The sequence below is a fragment of the Acinetobacter sp. P37 genome, assembly GCF_057480965.1.
The window spans coordinates 152,901-172,861 of the sequence record NZ_JBLIYY010000003.1 but is presented as its reverse complement, the minus strand read 5'-3'; the positions used below and the strand labels follow the sequence as shown (position 1 = coordinate 172,861).

Genomic DNA, 19,961 nt, shown 5'->3' with positions numbered 1-19,961 from the left:
CCTTGGCTTCAATGTGGCAGCAATGGATTGAACGTCGATTTAAAATTGATCAGCATAAACAGCTGACCCAAAAAGACGTCTTGATCTTTATCTATCAGCAAGGCTACTTGTATTTGGTGTTAATTTTCATCACCTTTATTGCAGGTGTGAATTATGCCAATAATTTGATTCTAGGCTTTTGCTTTTTAATTAGTGCTGTACTGTGTATTAGTTTCTATATTACTTTTAAGCAGCTTCATGCGTTACAGATTCAAATAAATGTTGTTGATACACCGCAAGCAGGTGAATTACTTTCGGTCGATATTTACTTTAAACAAGAGAGCGAGCAGGCGCGATATTTGTGGATTAAAACGGAAAATCAGCTACATAAATTATTGTTCAATACGCAACAGCATGAGTTTCAATTAAATTTTATAACCAGTCAACGCGGTGCTTTTCAGATTCCACCTATACAAATTTATAGTGTTTATCCCTTTGGTTTGGTTCGGGCCTGGACGTATTTGTACGTACAGCAACCAGCGTGGGTTGCACCTCAAGCCAGTTGGCATTCCGTTGAAAATAAGCAACAACAGCAAAACTTTGAACCTGATCTTGATGAATTTCGCGAATTACGGAGTTTTCAGACGGGGGATTCACTTCATGCGGTGTCTTGGAAACAAGCAGCAAGAGGACAAGGCTTATATGTGAAAGTCTTTGAACAATATGAAGATCTAAAGAAATTGGAGATTCATTATCACTATATGCCAGCTCAAAGTCATGAAGAAAAACTTAGCCTTATGATGGGTTTGGTCGAGCAGGCTGAGCAAAATCACGATCAATATGCACTGTATTTACCTAATGCTGAGTTAGCATCAGGCACTGGAGCACTGCATTTTTCCGAAGCTAAACGGTTATTGGCGCAGGCTTGATTTATGATTGAAAATACCATACGCCGCTCCATACTACTCACTTTAGCTTTGGTGCTCATTGCGCAAATGCTTTATATACCAGTGGTGACATCATTAGTATTTTTAGTCATTTGGCTTTTTTTATTACTCAATACCCGCGCCAGTAAAAAACCATTTTCTAAAATTTTAACCTATGTGCTGACATTGATAGCTTTATTCAGCATTTACATAAGTCATAAAACATTTATTGGTGTTGATGCAGGGGTTACAGTACTTAGTACATTTTTATTTGCTAAATCTTTAGAAACAAAAACACGTCGTGATGTAATTATTTTATTTAACTTTGCGATGTTTGTGATTGCCAGTAGTTTTTTGTTTAGCCAGTCTTTTGCCATGGCATTGGTCATTTTGTTGGCGTTGTTGAGCTGCTTTATTGGATTATACCGTTTACAGACCTTTGGTTTTAGCCAAAACTCAGTCGGTGAAGTACAAGCGATTAAACAAGATATTGGGCATGTGGGAAAATTTATTGCCTTAGCTGTTCCATTCTTTATTTTACTGTTTCTCTTTTTTCCACGCCTGCCGCCGCTATGGCATATTCCTATTCCTGAAAATAAAGCCACAACAGGAATCAGTGACAGCATGTCTCCGGGCGATATTGCTGAGTTATCACAGTCGAGTAGCTTGGCATTTCGTATAATCGGTGATATTCAAGCCTTGCCACCTCGTACAGAGCTATATTGGCGGGCGATGGCTTTAGATGAATATGATGGTTCTAAATGGACAAGTCATTTTTTTAACCAGAACGTTATACAGCTGAATCCAGACGATTTAAAACCCAAGCGGACATTGAATTATCAATATTTGGCTGCCGACCCAACTGTGATGTGGATTATGTCGTTGGAGCAATCCGTTCCCAATGAAGCACGTTTTGCTTTAGGTCAAGATGGTCGAATTACACCCTACCGATTAACAGCACGTACAGAGCCGATTCAACTGAAATGGTTAGGAAGTGCAGAGCCGCCACAAATAAAAAATGTGGCTTTACTTGAAAAATTAAACACTCGCTATGTTGAAAACTTGGATGTTCAATCACAGCAATTGGCCCAAACTTTATGGCAGCGAAGTCATCAAAATCCTGAGCGTTATATTGCCGAAGTTTTGCAATGGTATAGACAAAATCGTTTTGCATATACCTTAAGCCCAGGTGTATTGGGGCAAAATCGGATAGATGATTTTTTATTTGGATCAAGACAGGGCTTTTGCGAACATTTTGCTTCGAGCTTTGCAATGTTGATGCGCTATGTGGGTGTTCCATCGCGTATTGTTGTGGGATATCAAGGTGGTCAATTAGCACCAGATGGAAAAAGTTGGGAAGTTCGTCAACTTGATGCACATGCGTGGACAGAGGTTTATGTCAATCAACATTGGCGTCGTATTGATCCGACGGCCATGATCGCACCGCAGCGTATCGATGGTGGGATGCAGGATTATATGGAACAAGATCGGACAATTTTTGGGAGCCAGCAGTCGACTTGGGCCTATCAACAATTTTCGATGTTGAAAAAAGTCCGTGTATGGAGTGATTATGCGAGTTACCAATGGCAAAGCAAGGTGGTGGGTTATAATGCTGAATCACAGCAACAATGGTTTAAAAAGCTCGGGGTAAATTCTGCTTATGCAGTTGTTTTAATTCTTATTTTGAGTATTGGTGGCATTGTAGCATTATATTTTATATGGATTTTGTGGAAAAAAAGAAAAAGTTTAAGCCCTCTTGAAAGAGAAATTACCAATTTCGCAAAGAATTTACCCTTGAGCCAGCAAAAATTGACTTCTGAAAGTTTTCGGCATTGGCTACAACGTTTGGCTGAAAATGTACCTGAACAGGAAAGGGCGGCATTTGAACAAGTTATAATGTTATTTGAGCAGGAAGTATATGTTGGTACTGCGCTAAGTTCTCAAGATATTCAATGTTTTAAGTTGTTGCTCAAAACTTGTACGCAAAGTTTAAAAAAGTCAGAAAAGAGCTTGTCATAAAAAATAAAAATGAATATGATTCTACGCATTCTAGGTTTATAGCTCAGTTGGTTAGAGCGCTACGTTGACATCGTAGAGGTCACCAGTTCGAATCTGGTTAAACCTACCAAGATATCAAGGACTTATAAGTAAATCAGATGCTTATAGGTCTTTTTTTATGCCTGTTTCTTACTAAACTTATAACTTAAAATTGGGAAAAACCTCCAAAAACGCCAATTTCCCAAAGAAATGCGTCAAAAAAACGCAAAATAACAATTTGTTGGATTAGTTTTTGAACTAGTGTTTAAATTAGAAAGATTGAATAATTTTAAATATTTAGAGAGTTATGACAAGATTAAGACAAATAGCCTCTGTAAAAGGGGAATTAGTTAAGAAATCAAGAGAAGCCGCTTTAGCCGCGGTACAAATATTCAATAATCCTAGTATGTCTTTTAAGGCAGAGTCTTACATAGTGTTAATGAATATTGCATGGACTTACTTATTACACGCATATTTCAGAGCCAATAAAATTGAATATCGTTATTTTGATAATGCTAGGGGCAGAAAAAGATTTCATAGAACCAATAAAGGCGCTTATAAATACTGGGAGTTGGAAAGATGCTTAAATTGTACCGAGAATCCAATCGATCAAGATACAGCAAATAACCTTAGGTTCTTAATTGGATTGAGACATGAAATTGAACATCAAATGACTAATAAAATTGATGATCTGCTTAGTGCTAGATTTCAGGCTTGTTGTTTAAATTATAATGAATATCTTAAAGACTTTTTTGGCAGAGAGTTGGGTATAGAAAACCATCTTTCATTTAGTTTGCAATTTTCATCAATTGATACAGAGCAAAAAGAAATGTTAATGGATCAAGATGGGCTACCAAAAAATATTGCTTCTTATATTATGGATTTCGATAAATCTTTAAATGATGATGAGTATGCGAATCCTAGATATGCATATAGGATACTTTTTATTCCTAAAACAGCGAATCGTCGTGGTCAGGCCGATAAGGTGATTGAATTCGTTAAATCAGATTCTCCATTAGCAGTTGGTCTTAATAAAGAGTATGCCGTTATTAAAGAAACAGAAAAGGCAAAGTTTCTACCCAGCCAAGTGGTCTGTAAGATGAAAGAAGAAGGTTTTGATAATTTCACAATGCATAGCCATACTCAGCTTGTTAAAAAATTTGATGCAAAAAACCCAGCAAATGGCTTTGGTACAATGGTTGCTGACAAGCACTGGCATTATTATGAGAAATGGATTCAATTAGTACGAACAGAGTTAAGTGCTAATCTATAATGCGACAAGTATGCGTCAAATTGATATTAAAATATTGATATAAATCAGTTAAATCTGACTTTGACATCGTAGAGGTCAGCAGTTCGAGTCTGCTCGTATTTATAAGTATATTCAAATTCTTACAATAAAGTAGACGTTTGTAAGCTTTTTACACATTAAATAAATATTAAAATTTATCGTTAGTTCTAATAGAAGGGGATACTGAGTTTAAGTATTTTTTTTGTTAGATAGCCTTAAATACTTATGATATATCTTATTAAATTAATTAAGCCAATTAACATGTCAGAGCACTATAAAATGAAAAAATAAAATTTAAAGTGATTTTTATATATATTATAAAATTGTTAATTATTTTAATTCAAAAGATTGGAATAGATATTGCAAAGCCCAAATCAATTATTCAGACTTTGCGAATTAAATTGAATCTGATCAATGATAATTAATAACCATTACTTTACGGTTTTGATTTTCTGTGTTCTCAATAGAAATATCCGCAGTCTTGGATGTTTGTTTGTTCAATGCAGAATTCGCACTAGAATCTTGTTGAATCTTCAGTTTTATAATTGCTTTATTCAAATCTAAACAAGCCTGTTCTGTCGACTGCTGTGCACAGGTAAATTCTGAAATTGTTCCGTTAAAATTGATTTGCTCAGCATGGCAAAGCGGGCCAACGCCACAAAATACAATTGAACCAATTAAAGTTATATATTTATTTAACTTCATCTCTTTTCCCCATTATTGAGATGTTTAGTTAAATAAATACACGTCTATATTGTTAATAACAAGAAAAATTCATTCAATGCATAAAAAAAACTTATAAAGAGTGATTTGCATCAAATTAATCATATTCAATTGTGACGGTTGCCATACCTCGAACTGTTCCAGGTGAAACAGTTGGCTCAGTTTGATAATAGCGCGCCTTCATTGGCACATTATATTGCAGCGTTTGATTAGAACTTAGTGTACCAAGCGCTAGTTTATCGCCTTTGGCAATGACCTTGTTTTGATTTTGATAATTCCAAAGTATTTGTGTACCGACACCGCGTGCACGGGTATTTGCAGGTGCATCATTATTAATGACTTGATTATTGGTATTTGCCGCAGCATTGTAATCAAAGCTTAAACTGATTTTATTGCTTTCTTCATATCCTGTTGGGTTTTTACCGCCATTGCACAGAATATTTAAATCAAATGCTTGTTCACCTTGAGTAGAACCTACACCTTTAAAGTCTGCTTTATTAACAGTAGGTAATTGGACCACTTTATTTATGTTGCCTTGGATTTCACATGAAGAAGAGGCAATGGTAATCGCATTACCATAAACTGTACTGGTCAGTAGTGGCTGGTTCGCATAGCCATTTACATAATAGCTGCTGTATTGACCAGGGACTAATGTGCCAGAACCTGTTGTAGGTGCAGTTTTTACAATTTCGACCACAAAATAGCCATTCGCTAAGTTGTAAGTAGTATTTCTAGACAAAGCGCGTGAATACGGATAGTAGCCTGAAAATCCTGAAGCACCTTCAGCTTCACGATAGAGCCGAATGCCAATGCCGGGAATATTAGTATTGTAAATAGAGTTGCCAGATGGACTGAGTGTAAAGCCCTGACTTAACACAGCATTGATTGTAGATGCAGTACCGCTATCACATCGGATGGTAGATCCATTTGAAGATATTGGAAAAGTGGCTTTTCTTAATATTGTACCCACCGCATCACTTGGACGAACAACAACTCGGCCGACAGACATACTGACATCTTGCGATCTGAATCCAGATTGTGGTGTACACGCAGCATAAGCTTCAGACAGACCAGCCGTTCCAGCGAGCAGCAATAGGGTATTAACAATTTTCATTTTCATTGGCATACACCTTCAGTCGTGATCATGGTGAGATTTTTATCTTCTGCTTGTTTTGTCACATCGTATTGAATGCGGCATTGCTCAGTATCTTCATCGCCCCATTTGATGGTGACAGTATCCGCTGTTTGGTTGGTACGCAAATAAACCATGCTACCTTGTGCAACCATGCCGACATTTTCACCTTGAGAGCTATATGCTTCAGCTGCAAATGGTAGGGTTTTACCTTCTGAGGTTAAACCATGAATATAAATAGCTTTACCGGATTTTGTTGCAAAGCTAACTTGTGAAATTGCACCAGCATACGGCGCGATACGTTGGCTGGTTTCTTCTAATTCTACATTGGTCGACATATTTTGTGGATCAAGCGTAATGTCATTTAAACGGTATGGTGTTACATATGGAATAACTGCATAGCCTGATTTATTGATACTTAATCCTGTTGCGTTATTTACTTTAGCACCTGCTGCTTCAGGTGCGTAAACCAAGACCATGGTTTGCCCTTGGTCTGGGCCAAACAGTACACCTTTAGAATGTGCAACTACATTACCGCGTGCAGAAAGCATTGCTTGCTGATACTGATCAGAAACACTGTATGAACCACCCACAGTAGCAAAGTTAGTGCGGTACTGAGCGTTGACGTTCATGCTCGGATTACTACCATAAGTATCTGAAACAGAAGTACCGTAATTGAATCTGTCACCGACCGTACCGCTCATGCCAATAGTTGTGCTGTCTTGTGTGGTAATTGAGTTGAAATTGACTGAATTTTTCTTAAATGTCCAAGGCAAGGACAGCGTCAACATATACTCTGTATCATTGGTAGTGCGCTTAGTTGCTGTATCTTCGACCACACGTTTAATCGCAGATAAGCCATAAGTTAAACTGCTATAAGTATTGCTGTAGCCAATTTGGTATTGGCGAGTTGTTTCCTGACGGTTCCAATAGTCTACCCAAGAGCCAGTGGCATAAACGTTGCCCCATTTGTCTGGCAAGCCTTGGTTTAAAGTAATTTGAAATTCACTTCGCTGCTTACCAACATGACTTGAACTGATACTTTTATCGTCCAAATCTTGGATCATTAAAGCATCGCGCAGTTTATAAAAGTTTTCAGTCGAGTAGCGGTAAGCGGCTAAAGTTAAGTTGGTATTCGTTGGCGTAATAAGTTTACTGTAACTTAAACGGTAACTTTGCCCACTTTCGCTATCACGTTTTTTGAAATCAGCTTGAGAATGGGTCACGTCCAGTGATATTGCACCAACAGGTGTAGCGAAGGCACTGCCCAAGGTCAGAGCAGTATAGTCTTCTGCACTTTGTACACCAGTAAAAGCCGTAATGTAGTTGTTTAAACCCCGCTGATATTTTGCCTGCACAATCCAAGGATCAAGATCAATGTCTTTATCACGGAATTGACCAGCAGTGATCGAATAACGGCTCATGCCCGGGCGCAGCATTTGTACAACAGATGCATAAGGAACGTTAAAACGCTGAATTTCACCGCTAGCTTCCAAGATAGCAACTTCAAGTTCACCGCCAAAACCTGTAGGGTAGAGGTCATTAATTTCAAAGTTGCCCGGCGCTACAGTTGTTTGGTAAATCAGCTGACCTTGCTGGCGTACTTCCACTTTTGCATTGGTTTTTGCATTGCCTCGAATACGCGGTGCATAGCCAATCATGCTGTTTGGCAGCATACGGTCATCACTGGAGATATCTACACCGCGATAACCGAATGAATCGAAAATTTCGCCATCGGTATAGCTGTCACCTAAAGTCAGTACGGCTCTATATTTAGGAAATGCGCGCTGTACATAAGTGCTGACAGCATCATAACTGCTTTGGCTTTCGGATGGATTTTCATTGTTACTTTGGTCGCCATCCTGCCATTGCCATTGTCCGTTATGTCGAAATTGCCAACCTGCAAGATTGGCGCCTGCATTTATAGAGGTAAACGCATTTGTGCGTTCTTGACGGCCTTGCATGCGGTCAAATGTTTTGTAAGCGCTGGCATTGTATGAAAGAAAAGCAGCATTGATTCCACGATCCCATACACTTGGATCTACATAACCTTGCGCATTTTTTTGCATGGCAATTTGTGGAATTGAAATATCAATACGCAGGCGAGAACTGTCATATTCATAATAGGCATCATCAATCCATTGCTCAATTTTTTGACATGGCGCTACATTCGGAAGTGCATCAGCTGTTTTTTTTAAAGCATCAGGCTTTACGCCATATTGAATCAGGCTATTTTCAGAGAAACAGGTAAAGGCAGTTTCTTTATTATCTAAGGCTTTAAATACGATACGATGCTTGCCAAACCAGTTTCCATTGACATAGACATCAAGATTATATTCGCCAGGCAAAATTGGATTGCCAAATTTAAAACGCTCAACATCGATTTTTTTTGCGTCGCCAATTAAAAAAGCTGAGTCAAACTCTGCTTCTTCAGCAACAGTTGGCTTTACTTCGGTTTCAGCTGCATGAACAAGAGCAGGCATGCTGAGTGTAATAACGCCGCAAGCAATATAATAGCTGATGTGACGTTTAACCCATTTTAGACTTTGTTTTTTTTTTTGCATGAAACTGTCCGCCTATTCATTGGAAATAGGTGCTTTTAAATGAATTTACTTTTGTTTATTTGAAGCTATTGCACTTTAATTGGTAATTCCACACGTCCACCGTAGTCATTAATACTGGTGAAAACCATTTTTGAAGTATTCGCTGTTTTTAGTGCTACATGGTCTTCAGAAAAAGGTTTAAGCATCAAGCCTTCATTAATTAAGTCAATACGTTTACCTGCATTGTCTTGATTAATTGAGGTCAGCGTAATATGAAATGGTGTCGGATTTTTCACATTTAGCTGATTACCTTGTACAGACCATTGAAGCTTAGATGGCGCAGTGCTTACATCATCTTTTAGCTCACTCGGACGGTAAAAGAACTTGATACGTGAACGGATTGCCAGTTGTAAAAAGTTTTCTGGTACATCATTTACATTTTTTGCAGTCGGTTTTGGTGGAATATCTAAAATATTCAACCAATATAAAGTTTCTTGGGTTTTACTTAAGCTGCCTGCTTTAGGTAAGGCAGAAATACGTAAAGTTTGCCCTTTTTGACTATCTACCCGTGAAATAGGTGGAGTAATCATAAAAGGAGCTTGTGATTGGTCAGGGGTACTTGAAGCATTTCCTTCATCAATCCAAGCCTGTACTAGCGACGGTTTGTTGCCATTGTTACTCACTTGCAAAGTAATTTCACGCGCATCTGAAGGGTAAATGACACGTGTGCCGTGAATAATAATTTCGGCATTTGCAGCAGTAAAAGGGAACAGCCCAGCTAAAAGTGCAGTTTTGAAAAGGGAAGGCTTAAAGCGCATAACTTATTCTCACAAAGGGTATTTAATGAGTGAGCTGATGCAGCGAACTGCATCGGCTCTCAGTTGCAATAACGATTATTGGTAAATAATGGTGTATTGAACAGAAGTTGTTACTTTACCAGCAGTAGAAGCGTCAGTTGCGTAGTATTCTGCATAGTAGTTCAAGTCAGCAGAACCTTGGTCAGCAACGTCAACCCATTGTGAGTTTGTTTGCGCGCCATTAGCACCAGCTGCAAGAACTGGAACGAATAGATTGTTTGAACCTAAAAGTTGTACTTGAACGTTTTTCGCGCCAGCAGCATCTTGGTTGTTTAAGCGGCCTGAAGCAAAATCAACAGTTGCACCTGGTTCAAAATAAGTAGCAACTTTACCTTCTGAACAGTTTGCTAAGTTGATTGTGAACGGAGTACGGCCAGCAACATCACCTGCTTTAGCAAGAGTTTGCTTAGACACAGTAGGTAAAGTTACAGTGAAATCTTTACCTTGAGGGGTAACGATGTCACAAGTTTTATCTGTAACTAAACCATTGATAGTGATAGTGCCATCAGCAGCATTTGCAGCGCTGATACCTAGAATTGTTGTAGCAGCAATTAGAACGATCTTTTTCATTTTACTTTTCCCGAAAAAATAGGCTTTGTTTGTGATTGGTGGTGTACCGCTTTGGTAACAGAAGATTAACCGCTGATTTTAAAAATGTAAACCACGTCACATTAAATTTAAATTATGTGTTTTTATTGTTGAATTAAACTACAGTTGTATAGTTAGTTAATTTATAATTTATTATTATTTAAAATAAATGCTTATGAAGCCTTTTAATAAAAATTAAGAGTTTAATTAAGTGAAAAGTAATTTAAATATTTTTGTAAATTTACAGAGTGAATGGTCAAATCAACAAATTGATGACAGATTTATTAAAGTTTTAATTAATTAAAGTGTTATCGAGAATATGGTTGAATCAAATCTACTTATATGAAAGGTATTAACCGCGATCGTTTCCAATCGTAATTTAGCCTAATATAGACTCATAGGGGGAGAGTCGTAAATTCATCATGAGATGGAATTGGATGTAAATGCATCTATGTGCAAATACATCAATTTGGATATTGATTGTTTAAGTGATTAAGCCAAACTTCTTTGGCTCATATTTCTGCGTTTATGACTATATAGCAGTGCTTTATACAATGTATGCTATAGCGGATTATTTGAAACAAAAAAGCCGCATTCTATGCGGCTCTTAATTGAACAAATAAATTATGCATCTTCAGTTTCTAAAATTTCGAAGTCATGGGTAATTTCTACACCACCATCCATCAGCATTTTGCTCGCAGAACAGTATTTTTCAGCAGAAAGTTCAACCGCTTTTGCAACTTGCTTTTCCTTCACGCCATGACCAGTGACTACAAAGTGCAAATGAATTTTAGTGAATACAGCAGGAATAGTGTCGGCACGTTCTGCATTTAATTCACAACGAACATCAGTAATGTCTTGGCGTGCTTTCTTTAAAATCGTCACAATATCGAAAGATGCACAACCACCAAGTCCTGTTAAAATTAGTTCCATTGGGCGCGGACCACGGTTTTCACCGCCATATTCTTGTGATCCATCCATCATAACAGTGTGACCACTTTGAGTTTTTGCTTCAAAAGCAACATTCTCTAGCCAATGAACACTAGTTTGCATTGCAAGTCCCTAAAAAAAGCTATAAATTTACGCAGTACCTGTACACTAACATAAATTGAGTTGATAAGGAATTTCAACTCTTACGTGTGACAAGTTCACTTTAGGTCTTGTGCGATCTATAAATTATCCATATTCGGAAACTGTTAGCATGACTTCAAACTTTTCACAACTTAGCACAGATGCGCTATCTCCGGGGCAGTTACCTGAGTCGGTGAAGGCATTATTAAAACGTGCATATATTAATCGTTACCCAAAACGTACAACAATCGTTGATGCGGGCTCAGAATCTAAATCTTTGTATTTAATTCTTAAGGGTTCAGTATCTATCATTTTACGCGAAGATGATGAGCGTGAAATTGTGGTTGCGTACTTAAATGCGGGTGACTTTTTTGGGGAAATGGGTCTATTCGAAGCAAATGCACAGCGTACTGCAGAAGTGCGTACGCGTGATGTATGTGAAATTGCTGAGATTACCTATGAAAACTTTCATGAATTAAGCAAACAATACCCAGACTTAAGTTATGCGGTATTTGCACAGCTTGTACGCCGTCTTAAAAACACGACGCGTAAAGTAACTGACCTTGCGTTTATCGACGTATCAGGTCGTATTGCACGTTGCTTAATTGATTTATCTTCACAACCTGAAGCAATGATTTTGCCAAATGGTCGTCAGATTCGTATTACTCGTCAAGAGATTGGTCGTATTGTGGGTTGTTCCCGTGAAATGGTTGGTCGTGTTCTAAAAACACTTGAAGAGCAAGGCATGATCGAAACTGATGGTAAAGCGATTCTAATTTTTGATGCATCGCTTGAAGATAAAAGCCAATTGGCTTCTGACGATTTCGACGACGAAGAATAATCAGTCTTCCGAATCTAAAAAAAGCAAACTCAGGGGTTTGCTTTTTTTATGTCCATTCATTTCTCACTATTATAGCGGAAGCAACCTTTCTCACATTTTTTGACAAATAAACAGAAAATTATGATTTAAACAAAGCCGATATCTTATGTAAGCTACTTCATGACTTATATATTGATATTTAAAATAAAGAGGGAATTTGCGGCATGCAATTTAAACCATTGGCACATACAGGCATATTAGTTCCAGAAATTTGTTTAGGCACCATGACGTTTGGTGAACAAAACACCCAAGCAGAAGCTTTCGAGCAACTGGATTATGCTTTAGAGCGTGGTCTTAACTTTTGGGATACTGCAGAAATGTATCCTGTCCCACCGAAACCTGAAACCCAAGGTTCAACTGAAACTATTATTGGTAACTGGATTGCAGCTCGCGGTGGCCGCGATAAAATAATCTTAGCTTCAAAAATTGCAGGGCCGTCACAAGGCGGTAGTCATATTCGTGACGGGCAAACTAAATTTATTGCTTCGGAAATTGTGTCTGCTCTAGATCAATCTCTTCAACGCTTACAGACAGATTATCTTGACTTATACCAGCTGCATTGGCCACAACGTCCTACCAACTTTTTCGGTAAATTGGGTTATGGCAATGCCGAAGCGAACAGTACGCAAACTATTACCAATCTAGAAGAAACATTGGTTGCTTTAAGTCAGGAAGTGAAAAAAGGCCGAATTCGTTCTATTGGACTCTCCAATGAAACGCCATGGGGAACTTTAAAATTCCTACAACTTGCAGAAAAGCATGGTTTAGAAAAAATTGTCAGTGTGCAAAATCCATATAGTTTGTTGAATCGTACTTATGAAATAGGTTTATCTGAAATTGCACATTACGAAGGCGTGGGCTTATTGGCATATTCACCTTTAGCATTTGGTTATCTAACAGGTAAATTCCGTCATGGTGCACGTCCTGCCAATGCTCGAGTGACACTATTTTCACGCTTTAGCCGCTATTCAAATGCGGAGAGTGAATGGGCAACAGAACAATATGCACAATTGGCTGAACAGCATGGTTTAACGTTGACACAGTTAGCACTTGCATTTATTAAGCAGCAATTTTTTGTCACCAGTACAATTATTGGTGCGACAAATCTAGATCAGTTGAAAGAAAATATTGATGCGTTTGATGTGAATTTATCAGAAGACATTTTAAAAGGGATTGAAGATATTCATCGCCAGCAGCCAAATCCTGCGCCTTAAGCTGAACTTTTCAGTGGATTATGTAAAAGCCTGCATGTAAATGTGGGCTTTTTTGACATTTACGTGATTTAAGCTAGCGGAAAATTATTGAATTTTATTGTCAGAAAGTCAGTTGAGTTGACAAGAAAATTGCCTAAAAATACATATGTATTTAAACAACATAATAAAGTACTAAATTCTTCAATAAATGACTTGAAAAGTATTCTATTTATACCAATATTATAATTGAGATTTATCTTTATCTTAAATTTAACTCATTGAAAAATATTTAAAAAATGTATTTGAAATTTTAAATATGACTCCCATATATGCTTCAAGTACAGAATTTGTTGTGAGGAATAACAAGAATGCGATTCGAAAAATTCACAAACCGTTTGCAGCAAGCATTATCCGATGCCCAATCTTTAGCAATGGGGAAAGACCATACAGCCATTGAAGGAATCCATATTCTTTCGACATTGCTTGAAGAGCCGTCGAACCAAAACTTGTTACAACAGGCAGGTGCTAATCTTCCTGAGTTAAAAACCAAGCTTCAGCAAGCCCTACAGGATACTGCCACCATTGCTACGCCTACAGGGGACATCAACCTAAATCCTGAAGCAGTCAAGGCGCTGAATTTAGCCGACAGTTTCGCTCAAAAAGCGGGTGATGAGTTTCTATCTACAGATTGGGTGATTCTTGGCTTAGCTGAAACGGGTAAAACCAAAACCTTATTAAATAGTGTAGGCGTAACGACAGATAAATTACGTAGTGCAATTGAACAAATACGAGGCGGTGAACAAGTCATGAGTAATAACCACGAAGATCAACGTGATTCACTCAACAAATATACCTTAGACCTCAATGCACGTGCATTAGAAGGCAAGTTAGATCCAGTTATTGGTCGTGATGAAGAGATTCGCCGTACCATTCAGGTTTTATCACGTCGTAGTAAAAACAACCCGGTATTGATTGGTGAGCCTGGTGTGGGTAAAACAGCAATCGTTGAGGGCCTAGCACAGCGTATCGTCAATGGCGAAGTTCCTGAAAGTCTGAAAGGTAAACGTGTACTTTCACTCGACCTTGGTTCATTGCTTGCAGGTGCAAAATACCGTGGTGAATTTGAAGAACGTCTTAAAGCAGTTCTAAAAGATTTAGCCAAATATGATGGCGAGATTATTCTTTTCATTGACGAATTACATACGCTTGTTGGCGCAGGTAAAGGCGATGGTGCAATGGATGCAGGGAATATGCTTAAACCTGCATTAGCGCGTGGTGAGCTACGCTGTGTAGGTGCGACAACACTTGATGAATATCGTCAATATATCGAGAAAGATGCGGCTCTAGAGCGTCGTTTCCAAAAAGTGATCGTTGATGAACCGAGTGTGGAAGATACCATTGCGATTTTACGTGGTCTAAAAGACAAATATGCAACCCATCATGGTGTGCAAATTTTAGATTCTGCGATTATTGCTGCGGCAAAAATGTCGCATCGTTACATCACAGACCGTCAGTTGCCAGACAAAGCCATTGATTTGATTGATGAAGCTGCATCACGTATCAAAATGGAAATTGACTCAAAACCTGAGCCATTAGACCGTTTAGATCGTCGCCTAATTCAATTGAAAATGCAGTTAGAAGCGGTGAAAAAAGATGCAGATTCAGTCTCAAAAGCTGAAGTTGAGCACCTAGAGAAACAAATTGCTGAAGTTCAAAAAGAATATAGTGATTTGGAAGAAGTGTGGATTGCGGAAAAACGTTTGGTTGACGGCACGAATCAGGCTCAAATCGAGCTAGATAAAGCACGTACTGCCTTTGAAAAAGCACAACGTGAAGGTGATTTAGCAGAAGCCAGCCGCTTGCAATATGGTGTTATTCCTGAGTTGCAAAAACGCTTGAATGAAGAAGAAGTCGCCGAGGTGAACGAAGAACCGAAATTGATTCGTACTAAAGTCACAGAAAATGAAATCGCTGAAGTGGTAAGTGCGGCTACAGGTATTCCTGTTGCGAAAATGCTGCAAGGTGAACGTGAAAAACTCTTACACATGGAGGAGTTCTTACATAACCGTGTAGTTGGTCAAGATGAAGCTGTCGTAGCAGTGTCGAATGCGGTGCGTCGTTCTCGTGCAGGATTATCCGATCCAAACCGCCCAAGCGGTTCATTCTTATTCCTTGGGCCTACAGGTGTAGGTAAAACTGAGTTAACCAAAGCTTTAGGTAATTTCTTATTTGACAGTGATGATGCGATTATTCGTATCGACATGTCAGAGTTTATGGAAAAGCATTCTGTGAGCCGTTTAGTAGGTGCGCCTCCGGGCTATGTGGGTTATGAAGAAGGTGGTGTGTTAACCGAGGCTGTTCGTCGTAAACCTTATAGTGTAGTGTTGTTTGATGAGGTTGAAAAAGCACATCCAGACGTGTTTAACATCTTGCTTCAAGTGTTGGATGATGGTCGATTAACAGACTCACAAGGCCGTGTGATTGATTTCAAAAACACCGTGATCGTGATGACCTCGAACTTAGGTTCAACCGATGTTCGTGAATTAGGTGAAAACCCGTCGAAAGACGAAGTTCGCGCTGTGGTTATGGCTGCGGTATCTGAACATTTCCGACCTGAATTTGTGAACCGTATTGATGAGTTGGTGGTTTTCCACTCTTTACAAAAAGCGCAAATTCGTGGCATTGCGGATATTCAGTTGGATCGCTTACGTTCACGTTTGGCAGATAAAGATATGAGTTTGGCGGTTGAAGATAGTGCCTTTGAATTACTTATCGATGCTGGTTTTGACCCTGTGTATGGCGCACGTCCTCTGAAACGTGCTATCCAACAACAAGTTGAAAATACATTGGCACAGAAAATCTTATCAGGTGCTTTCCAACCGGGCGATACGATTGTCGTTCAAGCGGAAGGAGATCACCTAACTTTTGAAAAGTTAAAACTCAACTAAAAAGCACAAATCTGCTACATCTAGTTGTAAAAACAGAAACCCGGTTTAGGCCGGGTTTTTTAATTTTACGCTTGTCGTAATTTTCGTTTAAATACGTAAAGTTCATTGCATTTCATCATTTTCACCCACTAATATGACGTCCGCACACATCCAACGAGATGACTGTGTTCTGTAAAACAAAAACAATATCGCTCGTTCATCATGAATGAATGGCAACAGGGAATTATGATTATGATGGAATTTAAACTGCTTAGGCAGATCAAAAAAGAACCTTATAGTTTATATAAACGTACAGATGACATCACTGTTCAAGAACTCAAACGCATGTATGGTATTTACCAAAAGTATTATGCCAATACCCGTTATGAAATTTTTGAACGCGACTTCTTAGAAAAAACCGGTGTTTTTTTCATTATTGAACCGAAAAATAATCAAATTGTCGGATTCTCGACGGTTATGGAGCGTGACTTTATTGTTGATGGTAAAGCCCGACATGCTTTTTTCAGTGGTGATACCATTATTGAGAAAGAGTATTGGGGGAATCGTGCATTAACCCGAGCAATGTTCCGTTATATTATTAGTTTTAAATTTCGTCATCCAAGAACCCCTGTATATTGGATTTTAATCTCTAAAGGCTTTAAAACTTATCTGCTCTTAGCCAATAACTACTACAGCTACTATCCACATTATGGTGAGAAAAATGCCCATCTCAAAGACTTTGTCGAATCGTACTGTAAAGAATATTACTTAGAATACTATAACCATGAAACAGGTCTTCTGAATTTTGGCGAAGACTACCAGCCACTCAAAGCAGATGTTGCGCCAATCACCCATGAGATGCGCGAAAACAATACCAAGATTGCTTTCTTTGAAGACAAGAACCCAACGTGGGTCGATGGAACTGAACTACCGTGCATTGGTGAATTACGTTGGAGCGATTTATACCGTTATGTAAATCGATTCTTAACCAAGACCACCAGTGTGAGTAAACATGACAGCAAGTTACGTTATAAGTCTCGTACATTGCATATTGCGACAGGTTCAGACTCGAAGGTGGCCTAATGGGATTGCTTCTCACTACAGCACATCAAGTTTTGAATATTGCCTGCCGTAAAGCATTTCAACGCTATACACAGCAGGCAAATCAGCTGGAAAATGTGCAACGTAAAAAATTAAGTCATTTTTTAAAGCAGCACATTTCGCAAAATCTAAGCTATGAGCAATTTTCCAAAAAATATCCGCTTTCGCGTTATAGCAATTGGAAAAGCCAAATTGAACAATCCAGACAAAGTGGCAAAAATTGTTTGGGGCCTGAAAAAATTGTCCGTTTTCAACCGACCAGTGGGTCGAGTGAAGCAATTAAATTCATTCCCTATACTCAGGCTTTTTTAGATGAATTGGATGAAGCTATTGGGTTATGGCTCACCAATTTATACCGAACTCATCCACAACTTACAAATTCAACGCATTATTGGTCGGTTTCATGGTTGCCTGAAAGCCAGCGAAAGCTTTTAGAAAATAGTAATTTGAATGATGACAGTGCGCTGCTTAATCTGTCGAAGCGAGTGTTGAGTAAAATTACCCAGTCGGTACCGACTGAAATTGCGATGGCGAATTCAGCCGAAGATGCCATGTTTGCAACTGCGGTGTATCTCGTTGCAGATAAGCATTTAGGCATGATTTCGGTATGGAGTCCTACATTTGCTTTGCAATTGTTGGATATTATTCAAGAACATCAAGCTGAAATTGTGCAGGTCTTGAAAACTGGACAATGGCAACGTGAGGGATTGAGTTTTCTGCAAGTTCCTAAATCTTGTCAACAATGCTATCGCTTACAAGACTTGGATTTGACCCAAGCATCGGCGTGGAAAAAACTGTGGCCTAAACTCAGTCTGGTTTCGAGTTGGGATACAGCGAGCGCAGAGCAGTGGGCAGTACAACTCCAGCAACGAATTGCAGGTGTAGCATTTGAAGGTAAAGGTTTATGGGCAACTGAAGGCGTAGTAACGATTCCATTTGCAGAGCGTTTTACCTTAAGTTATCAGTCACATTTTTATGAATTTATTTTGCAAGACAGCCAAAAAGTGGTGCCATCGTGGCAACTGAAAGTAGGTGATATTGTTAGTCCTGTGATCACGACAGGTTCAGGATTAATTCGTTATGTGATTGATGATGAATTAGAAGTCACAGACTTTTATCAGCAAGTGCCATGTTTCAAATTTTTAGGTCGTAAAATGACGGTAGATTTGGTCGGAGAAAAGCTCGACCACAATGCTGCAGTTAAAGTGCTTGCAGAGTTTAAACAAGCGGATTATTTGCCGATTAGTATCTTGGGTATCGAACAATGTTCGGTTAAAAAACCGCACTATATTTTACTCAGTGAAGGCAATGTAGATAAACAACCATCCGCTCAAGCACTAGACCGTTTGCTTAAACATAATTTTCATTATGAATTGGCACGAGATCTAGGGCAGTTGGATGAACCTGAAGTGGTACATGTACAAGATGCTTGGGACTACTACAAAACACTAGCCATGAACAATGGCATGATTGAAGGGAATATTAAGCCTGAGCCGCTTAAGAAAATGAAAACAAAAATAATTGAGTATTGAGATGGATATCGATGTGTTAGATGCACCGTTCGATGAAACGGCGCTATATCATTCAAAGAATGAGACTAAGTTTGCGGTTCGAAATGCGACTGTCGAAGATGATGAGCAACTAATGAAAATTAGTGCTGAGACTGTGCCAAGTAATGGTATTACCTTATCTTATGAGCGTCACCCGAGTTATTTGGCTGCTAGCCATGCCCAATATAATCGACCAGATTTAAAAGTGGTTGTCCCTGTGGATGATCCATCTATTGTGATTGCGATGATGAATTTGGGATGGCGTTATTGTTATATCAATGGTCAGCCTGACCTAATGCGTTATGTTGCCGATTTAAGAATGAATCCAGCGTATCGTGGTGCTAAAGTCATGCGCTTATTAATGGACTATGTCCATGATGAAATCCCCCAAGATACGATTTTTGAAAGTGTAGTTTTAAACGCTAATACTGTTGCTGCTAGTATTTTACATCATGAAAGATCAGGTTTTCCGTTGCCATATTTTTATGACGAAATCCGAACCTTTACTGTTTCACAAGCAGTGAAACCAAAAGCTTTTAATCAATATCAATTTAAAATGCTGACTGCTGAACGTGTAGATGAAGCGAATGATTTCATTTTAAAAATGAAAGACCATTATAATTTTTTACCTAGCTATGATTTTAATGCGTTGGTTGATGGTCAAAATCCATTTTGGGGAGGCTTAAATCTGGACGATTTTTATTTGATTTATGATCAGCACAATCAGTTGGTTGGACTCTACGGATTATGGAATCAAAAGAGTTTTAAACAAACCCGCGTAATCGACTATTCGCGTCCATTAAAGTTGATGAAGCCTTTTTATAATGCCTACGCGAGTGTGCGTGGTGTGTTATCACTGCCAAAAATTCAGGGAACTTTTGATTATTTAATGTTGCATAGTCCACTATGTCATCCTGAACATCTGGATGTATTTGCAAGTTTGGTTTTTCATGCCAAGCAACAGACCAAGCGACGTGGCAAAGAAACCTATTGCATCACTTTGGCAGAGAAGGACCCGCGTATAGGATGGATGAAAAATACCACCTCTCACGTGTTAAAAGCCAAACACTATTTTCATAGTTTTAAAGGCAATCCATATGCAGCTTTTGATCGTAAACGTATAAGTTATTTTGAAGCTGGGCGTATATAGTTAAAGTGATAGT

Annotated in this window: 15 protein-coding genes and 1 tRNA gene; 10 read left to right on the top strand and 6 right to left on the bottom strand. The window is 38.6% G+C overall.

What is annotated here, in order from left to right:
• Window positions 1-2: 2 nt before the first annotated feature.
• From AC25JC_RS04220 to AC25JC_RS04205, 4 genes are all read left to right on the top strand, one after another.
• Window positions 3-908 carry a DUF58 domain-containing protein gene (locus AC25JC_RS04220; protein ID WP_486923514.1) on the top strand — a complete coding sequence of 302 codons (906 nt, stop codon included), beginning with the start codon at window positions 3-5 and terminating at the stop codon, window positions 906-908.
• Window positions 909-911: 3 nt separating this feature from the next.
• Window positions 912-2,924, top strand: coding sequence for a transglutaminase TgpA family protein (locus AC25JC_RS04215; protein WP_486923513.1), 2,013 nt, complete (start codon window positions 912-914; stop codon window positions 2,922-2,924).
• A gap of 32 nt (window positions 2,925-2,956) precedes the next feature.
• Window positions 2,957-3,033: transfer RNA gene (locus tag AC25JC_RS04210), tRNA-Val, on the top strand.
• A 216-nt stretch (window positions 3,034-3,249) separates the two neighbouring features.
• Window positions 3,250-4,215, top strand: coding sequence for a DUF3644 domain-containing protein (locus AC25JC_RS04205; protein WP_078191825.1), 966 nt, complete (start codon window positions 3,250-3,252; stop codon window positions 4,213-4,215).
• Window positions 4,216-4,644: 429 nt separating this feature from the next.
• Here the strand turns inward: AC25JC_RS04205 and AC25JC_RS04200 are convergent, their stop codons facing one another.
• From AC25JC_RS04200 to AC25JC_RS04175, 6 genes are all read right to left on the bottom strand, one after another.
• Complete coding sequence (locus AC25JC_RS04200) at window positions 4,645-4,938, bottom strand: hypothetical protein (protein ID WP_078191824.1); 294 nt, start codon at window positions 4,936-4,938, stop codon at window positions 4,645-4,647.
• 115 nt (window positions 4,939-5,053) lie between these two features.
• Window positions 5,054-6,076 (bottom strand): fimbrial protein, encoded by a 1,023-nt coding sequence (locus AC25JC_RS04195; protein ID WP_078188633.1) that lies wholly within the window; start codon window positions 6,074-6,076, stop codon window positions 5,054-5,056.
• Window positions 6,073-8,652, bottom strand: coding sequence for a fimbria/pilus outer membrane usher protein (locus AC25JC_RS04190; RefSeq protein WP_486923512.1), 2,580 nt, complete (start codon window positions 8,650-8,652; stop codon window positions 6,073-6,075). Before AC25JC_RS04190 ends, AC25JC_RS04195 begins: the two co-directional genes overlap by 4 nt.
• Window positions 8,653-8,717: 65 nt before the next feature.
• A complete protein-coding gene (locus AC25JC_RS04185; protein ID WP_078191821.1) occupies window positions 8,718-9,449 on the bottom strand; it encodes a fimbrial biogenesis chaperone in 732 nt (243 codons plus the stop codon).
• A gap of 75 nt (window positions 9,450-9,524) precedes the next feature.
• Window positions 9,525-10,058, bottom strand: coding sequence for a fimbrial protein (locus tag AC25JC_RS04180; RefSeq protein WP_078189196.1), 534 nt, complete (start codon window positions 10,056-10,058; stop codon window positions 9,525-9,527).
• A gap of 642 nt (window positions 10,059-10,700) precedes the next feature.
• Window positions 10,701-11,129 carry an OsmC family protein gene (locus tag AC25JC_RS04175; RefSeq protein WP_078191820.1) on the bottom strand — a complete coding sequence of 143 codons (429 nt, stop codon included), beginning with the start codon at window positions 11,127-11,129 and terminating at the stop codon, window positions 10,701-10,703.
• 148 nt (window positions 11,130-11,277) lie between these two features.
• On the opposite strand from AC25JC_RS04175, the gene crp reads away from it, so the two are divergent.
• The 6 genes from crp (at window position 11,278) to AC25JC_RS04145 (ending at window position 19,948) form a co-directional block, all read left to right on the top strand.
• Window positions 11,278-11,988, top strand: a complete 711-nt coding sequence (gene crp / locus AC25JC_RS04170) for a cAMP-activated global transcriptional regulator CRP (RefSeq protein WP_180040591.1) — start codon at window positions 11,278-11,280, stop codon at window positions 11,986-11,988.
• A gap of 203 nt (window positions 11,989-12,191) precedes the next feature.
• A complete protein-coding gene (locus AC25JC_RS04165) occupies window positions 12,192-13,241 on the top strand; it encodes an NADP(H)-dependent aldo-keto reductase (RefSeq protein WP_486923511.1) in 1,050 nt (349 codons plus the stop codon).
• A gap of 347 nt (window positions 13,242-13,588) precedes the next feature.
• Window positions 13,589-16,168, top strand: coding sequence for an ATP-dependent chaperone ClpB (gene clpB / locus AC25JC_RS04160; RefSeq protein WP_078191817.1), 2,580 nt, complete (start codon window positions 13,589-13,591; stop codon window positions 16,166-16,168).
• Window positions 16,169-16,399: 231 nt separating this feature from the next.
• Window positions 16,400-17,230, top strand: coding sequence for a hypothetical protein (locus tag AC25JC_RS04155; RefSeq protein ID WP_486923510.1), 831 nt, complete (start codon window positions 16,400-16,402; stop codon window positions 17,228-17,230).
• A complete protein-coding gene (locus AC25JC_RS04150) occupies window positions 17,230-18,780 on the top strand; it encodes a GH3 family acyl-acid amido synthetase (protein ID WP_486923509.1) in 1,551 nt (516 codons plus the stop codon). Before AC25JC_RS04155 ends, AC25JC_RS04150 begins: the two co-directional genes overlap by 1 nt.
• Window position 18,781: 1 nt before the next feature.
• Window positions 18,782-19,948: a GNAT family N-acetyltransferase gene (locus AC25JC_RS04145; RefSeq protein ID WP_486923508.1), complete on the top strand. Its 1,167-nt coding sequence runs from the start codon at window positions 18,782-18,784 to the stop codon at window positions 19,946-19,948.
• The last annotated feature ends 13 nt before the right edge of the window (window positions 19,949-19,961 follow it).

Coding starts and splice junctions, on each gene's coding strand:
- AC25JC_RS04215 (WP_486923513.1), top strand. CDS start 912: ATGATTGAAAATACCATACGCCGCTCCATACTACTCACTTTAGCTTTG.
- AC25JC_RS04205 (WP_078191825.1), top strand. CDS start 3,250: ATGACAAGATTAAGACAAATAGCCTCTGTAAAAGGGGAATTAGTTAAG.
- AC25JC_RS04200 (WP_078191824.1), bottom strand. CDS start 4,938: ATGAAGTTAAATAAATATATAACTTTAATTGGTTCAATTGTATTTTGT.
- AC25JC_RS04195 (WP_078188633.1), bottom strand. CDS start 6,076: ATGAAAATGAAAATTGTTAATACCCTATTGCTGCTCGCTGGAACGGCT.
- AC25JC_RS04190 (WP_486923512.1), bottom strand. CDS start 8,652: ATGCAAAAAAAAAAACAAAGTCTAAAATGGGTTAAACGTCACATCAGC.
- AC25JC_RS04185 (WP_078191821.1), bottom strand. CDS start 9,449: ATGCGCTTTAAGCCTTCCCTTTTCAAAACTGCACTTTTAGCTGGGCTG.
- AC25JC_RS04180 (WP_078189196.1), bottom strand. CDS start 10,058: ATGAAAAAGATCGTTCTAATTGCTGCTACAACAATTCTAGGTATCAGC.
- AC25JC_RS04175 (WP_078191820.1), bottom strand. CDS start 11,129: ATGCAAACTAGTGTTCATTGGCTAGAGAATGTTGCTTTTGAAGCAAAA.
- crp (WP_180040591.1), top strand. CDS start 11,278: ATGACTTCAAACTTTTCACAACTTAGCACAGATGCGCTATCTCCGGGG.
- AC25JC_RS04165 (WP_486923511.1), top strand. CDS start 12,192: ATGCAATTTAAACCATTGGCACATACAGGCATATTAGTTCCAGAAATT.
- clpB (WP_078191817.1), top strand. CDS start 13,589: ATGCGATTCGAAAAATTCACAAACCGTTTGCAGCAAGCATTATCCGAT.
- AC25JC_RS04155 (WP_486923510.1), top strand. CDS start 16,400: ATGATGGAATTTAAACTGCTTAGGCAGATCAAAAAAGAACCTTATAGT.
- AC25JC_RS04150 (WP_486923509.1), top strand. CDS start 17,230: ATGGGATTGCTTCTCACTACAGCACATCAAGTTTTGAATATTGCCTGC.
- AC25JC_RS04145 (WP_486923508.1), top strand. CDS start 18,782: ATGGATATCGATGTGTTAGATGCACCGTTCGATGAAACGGCGCTATAT.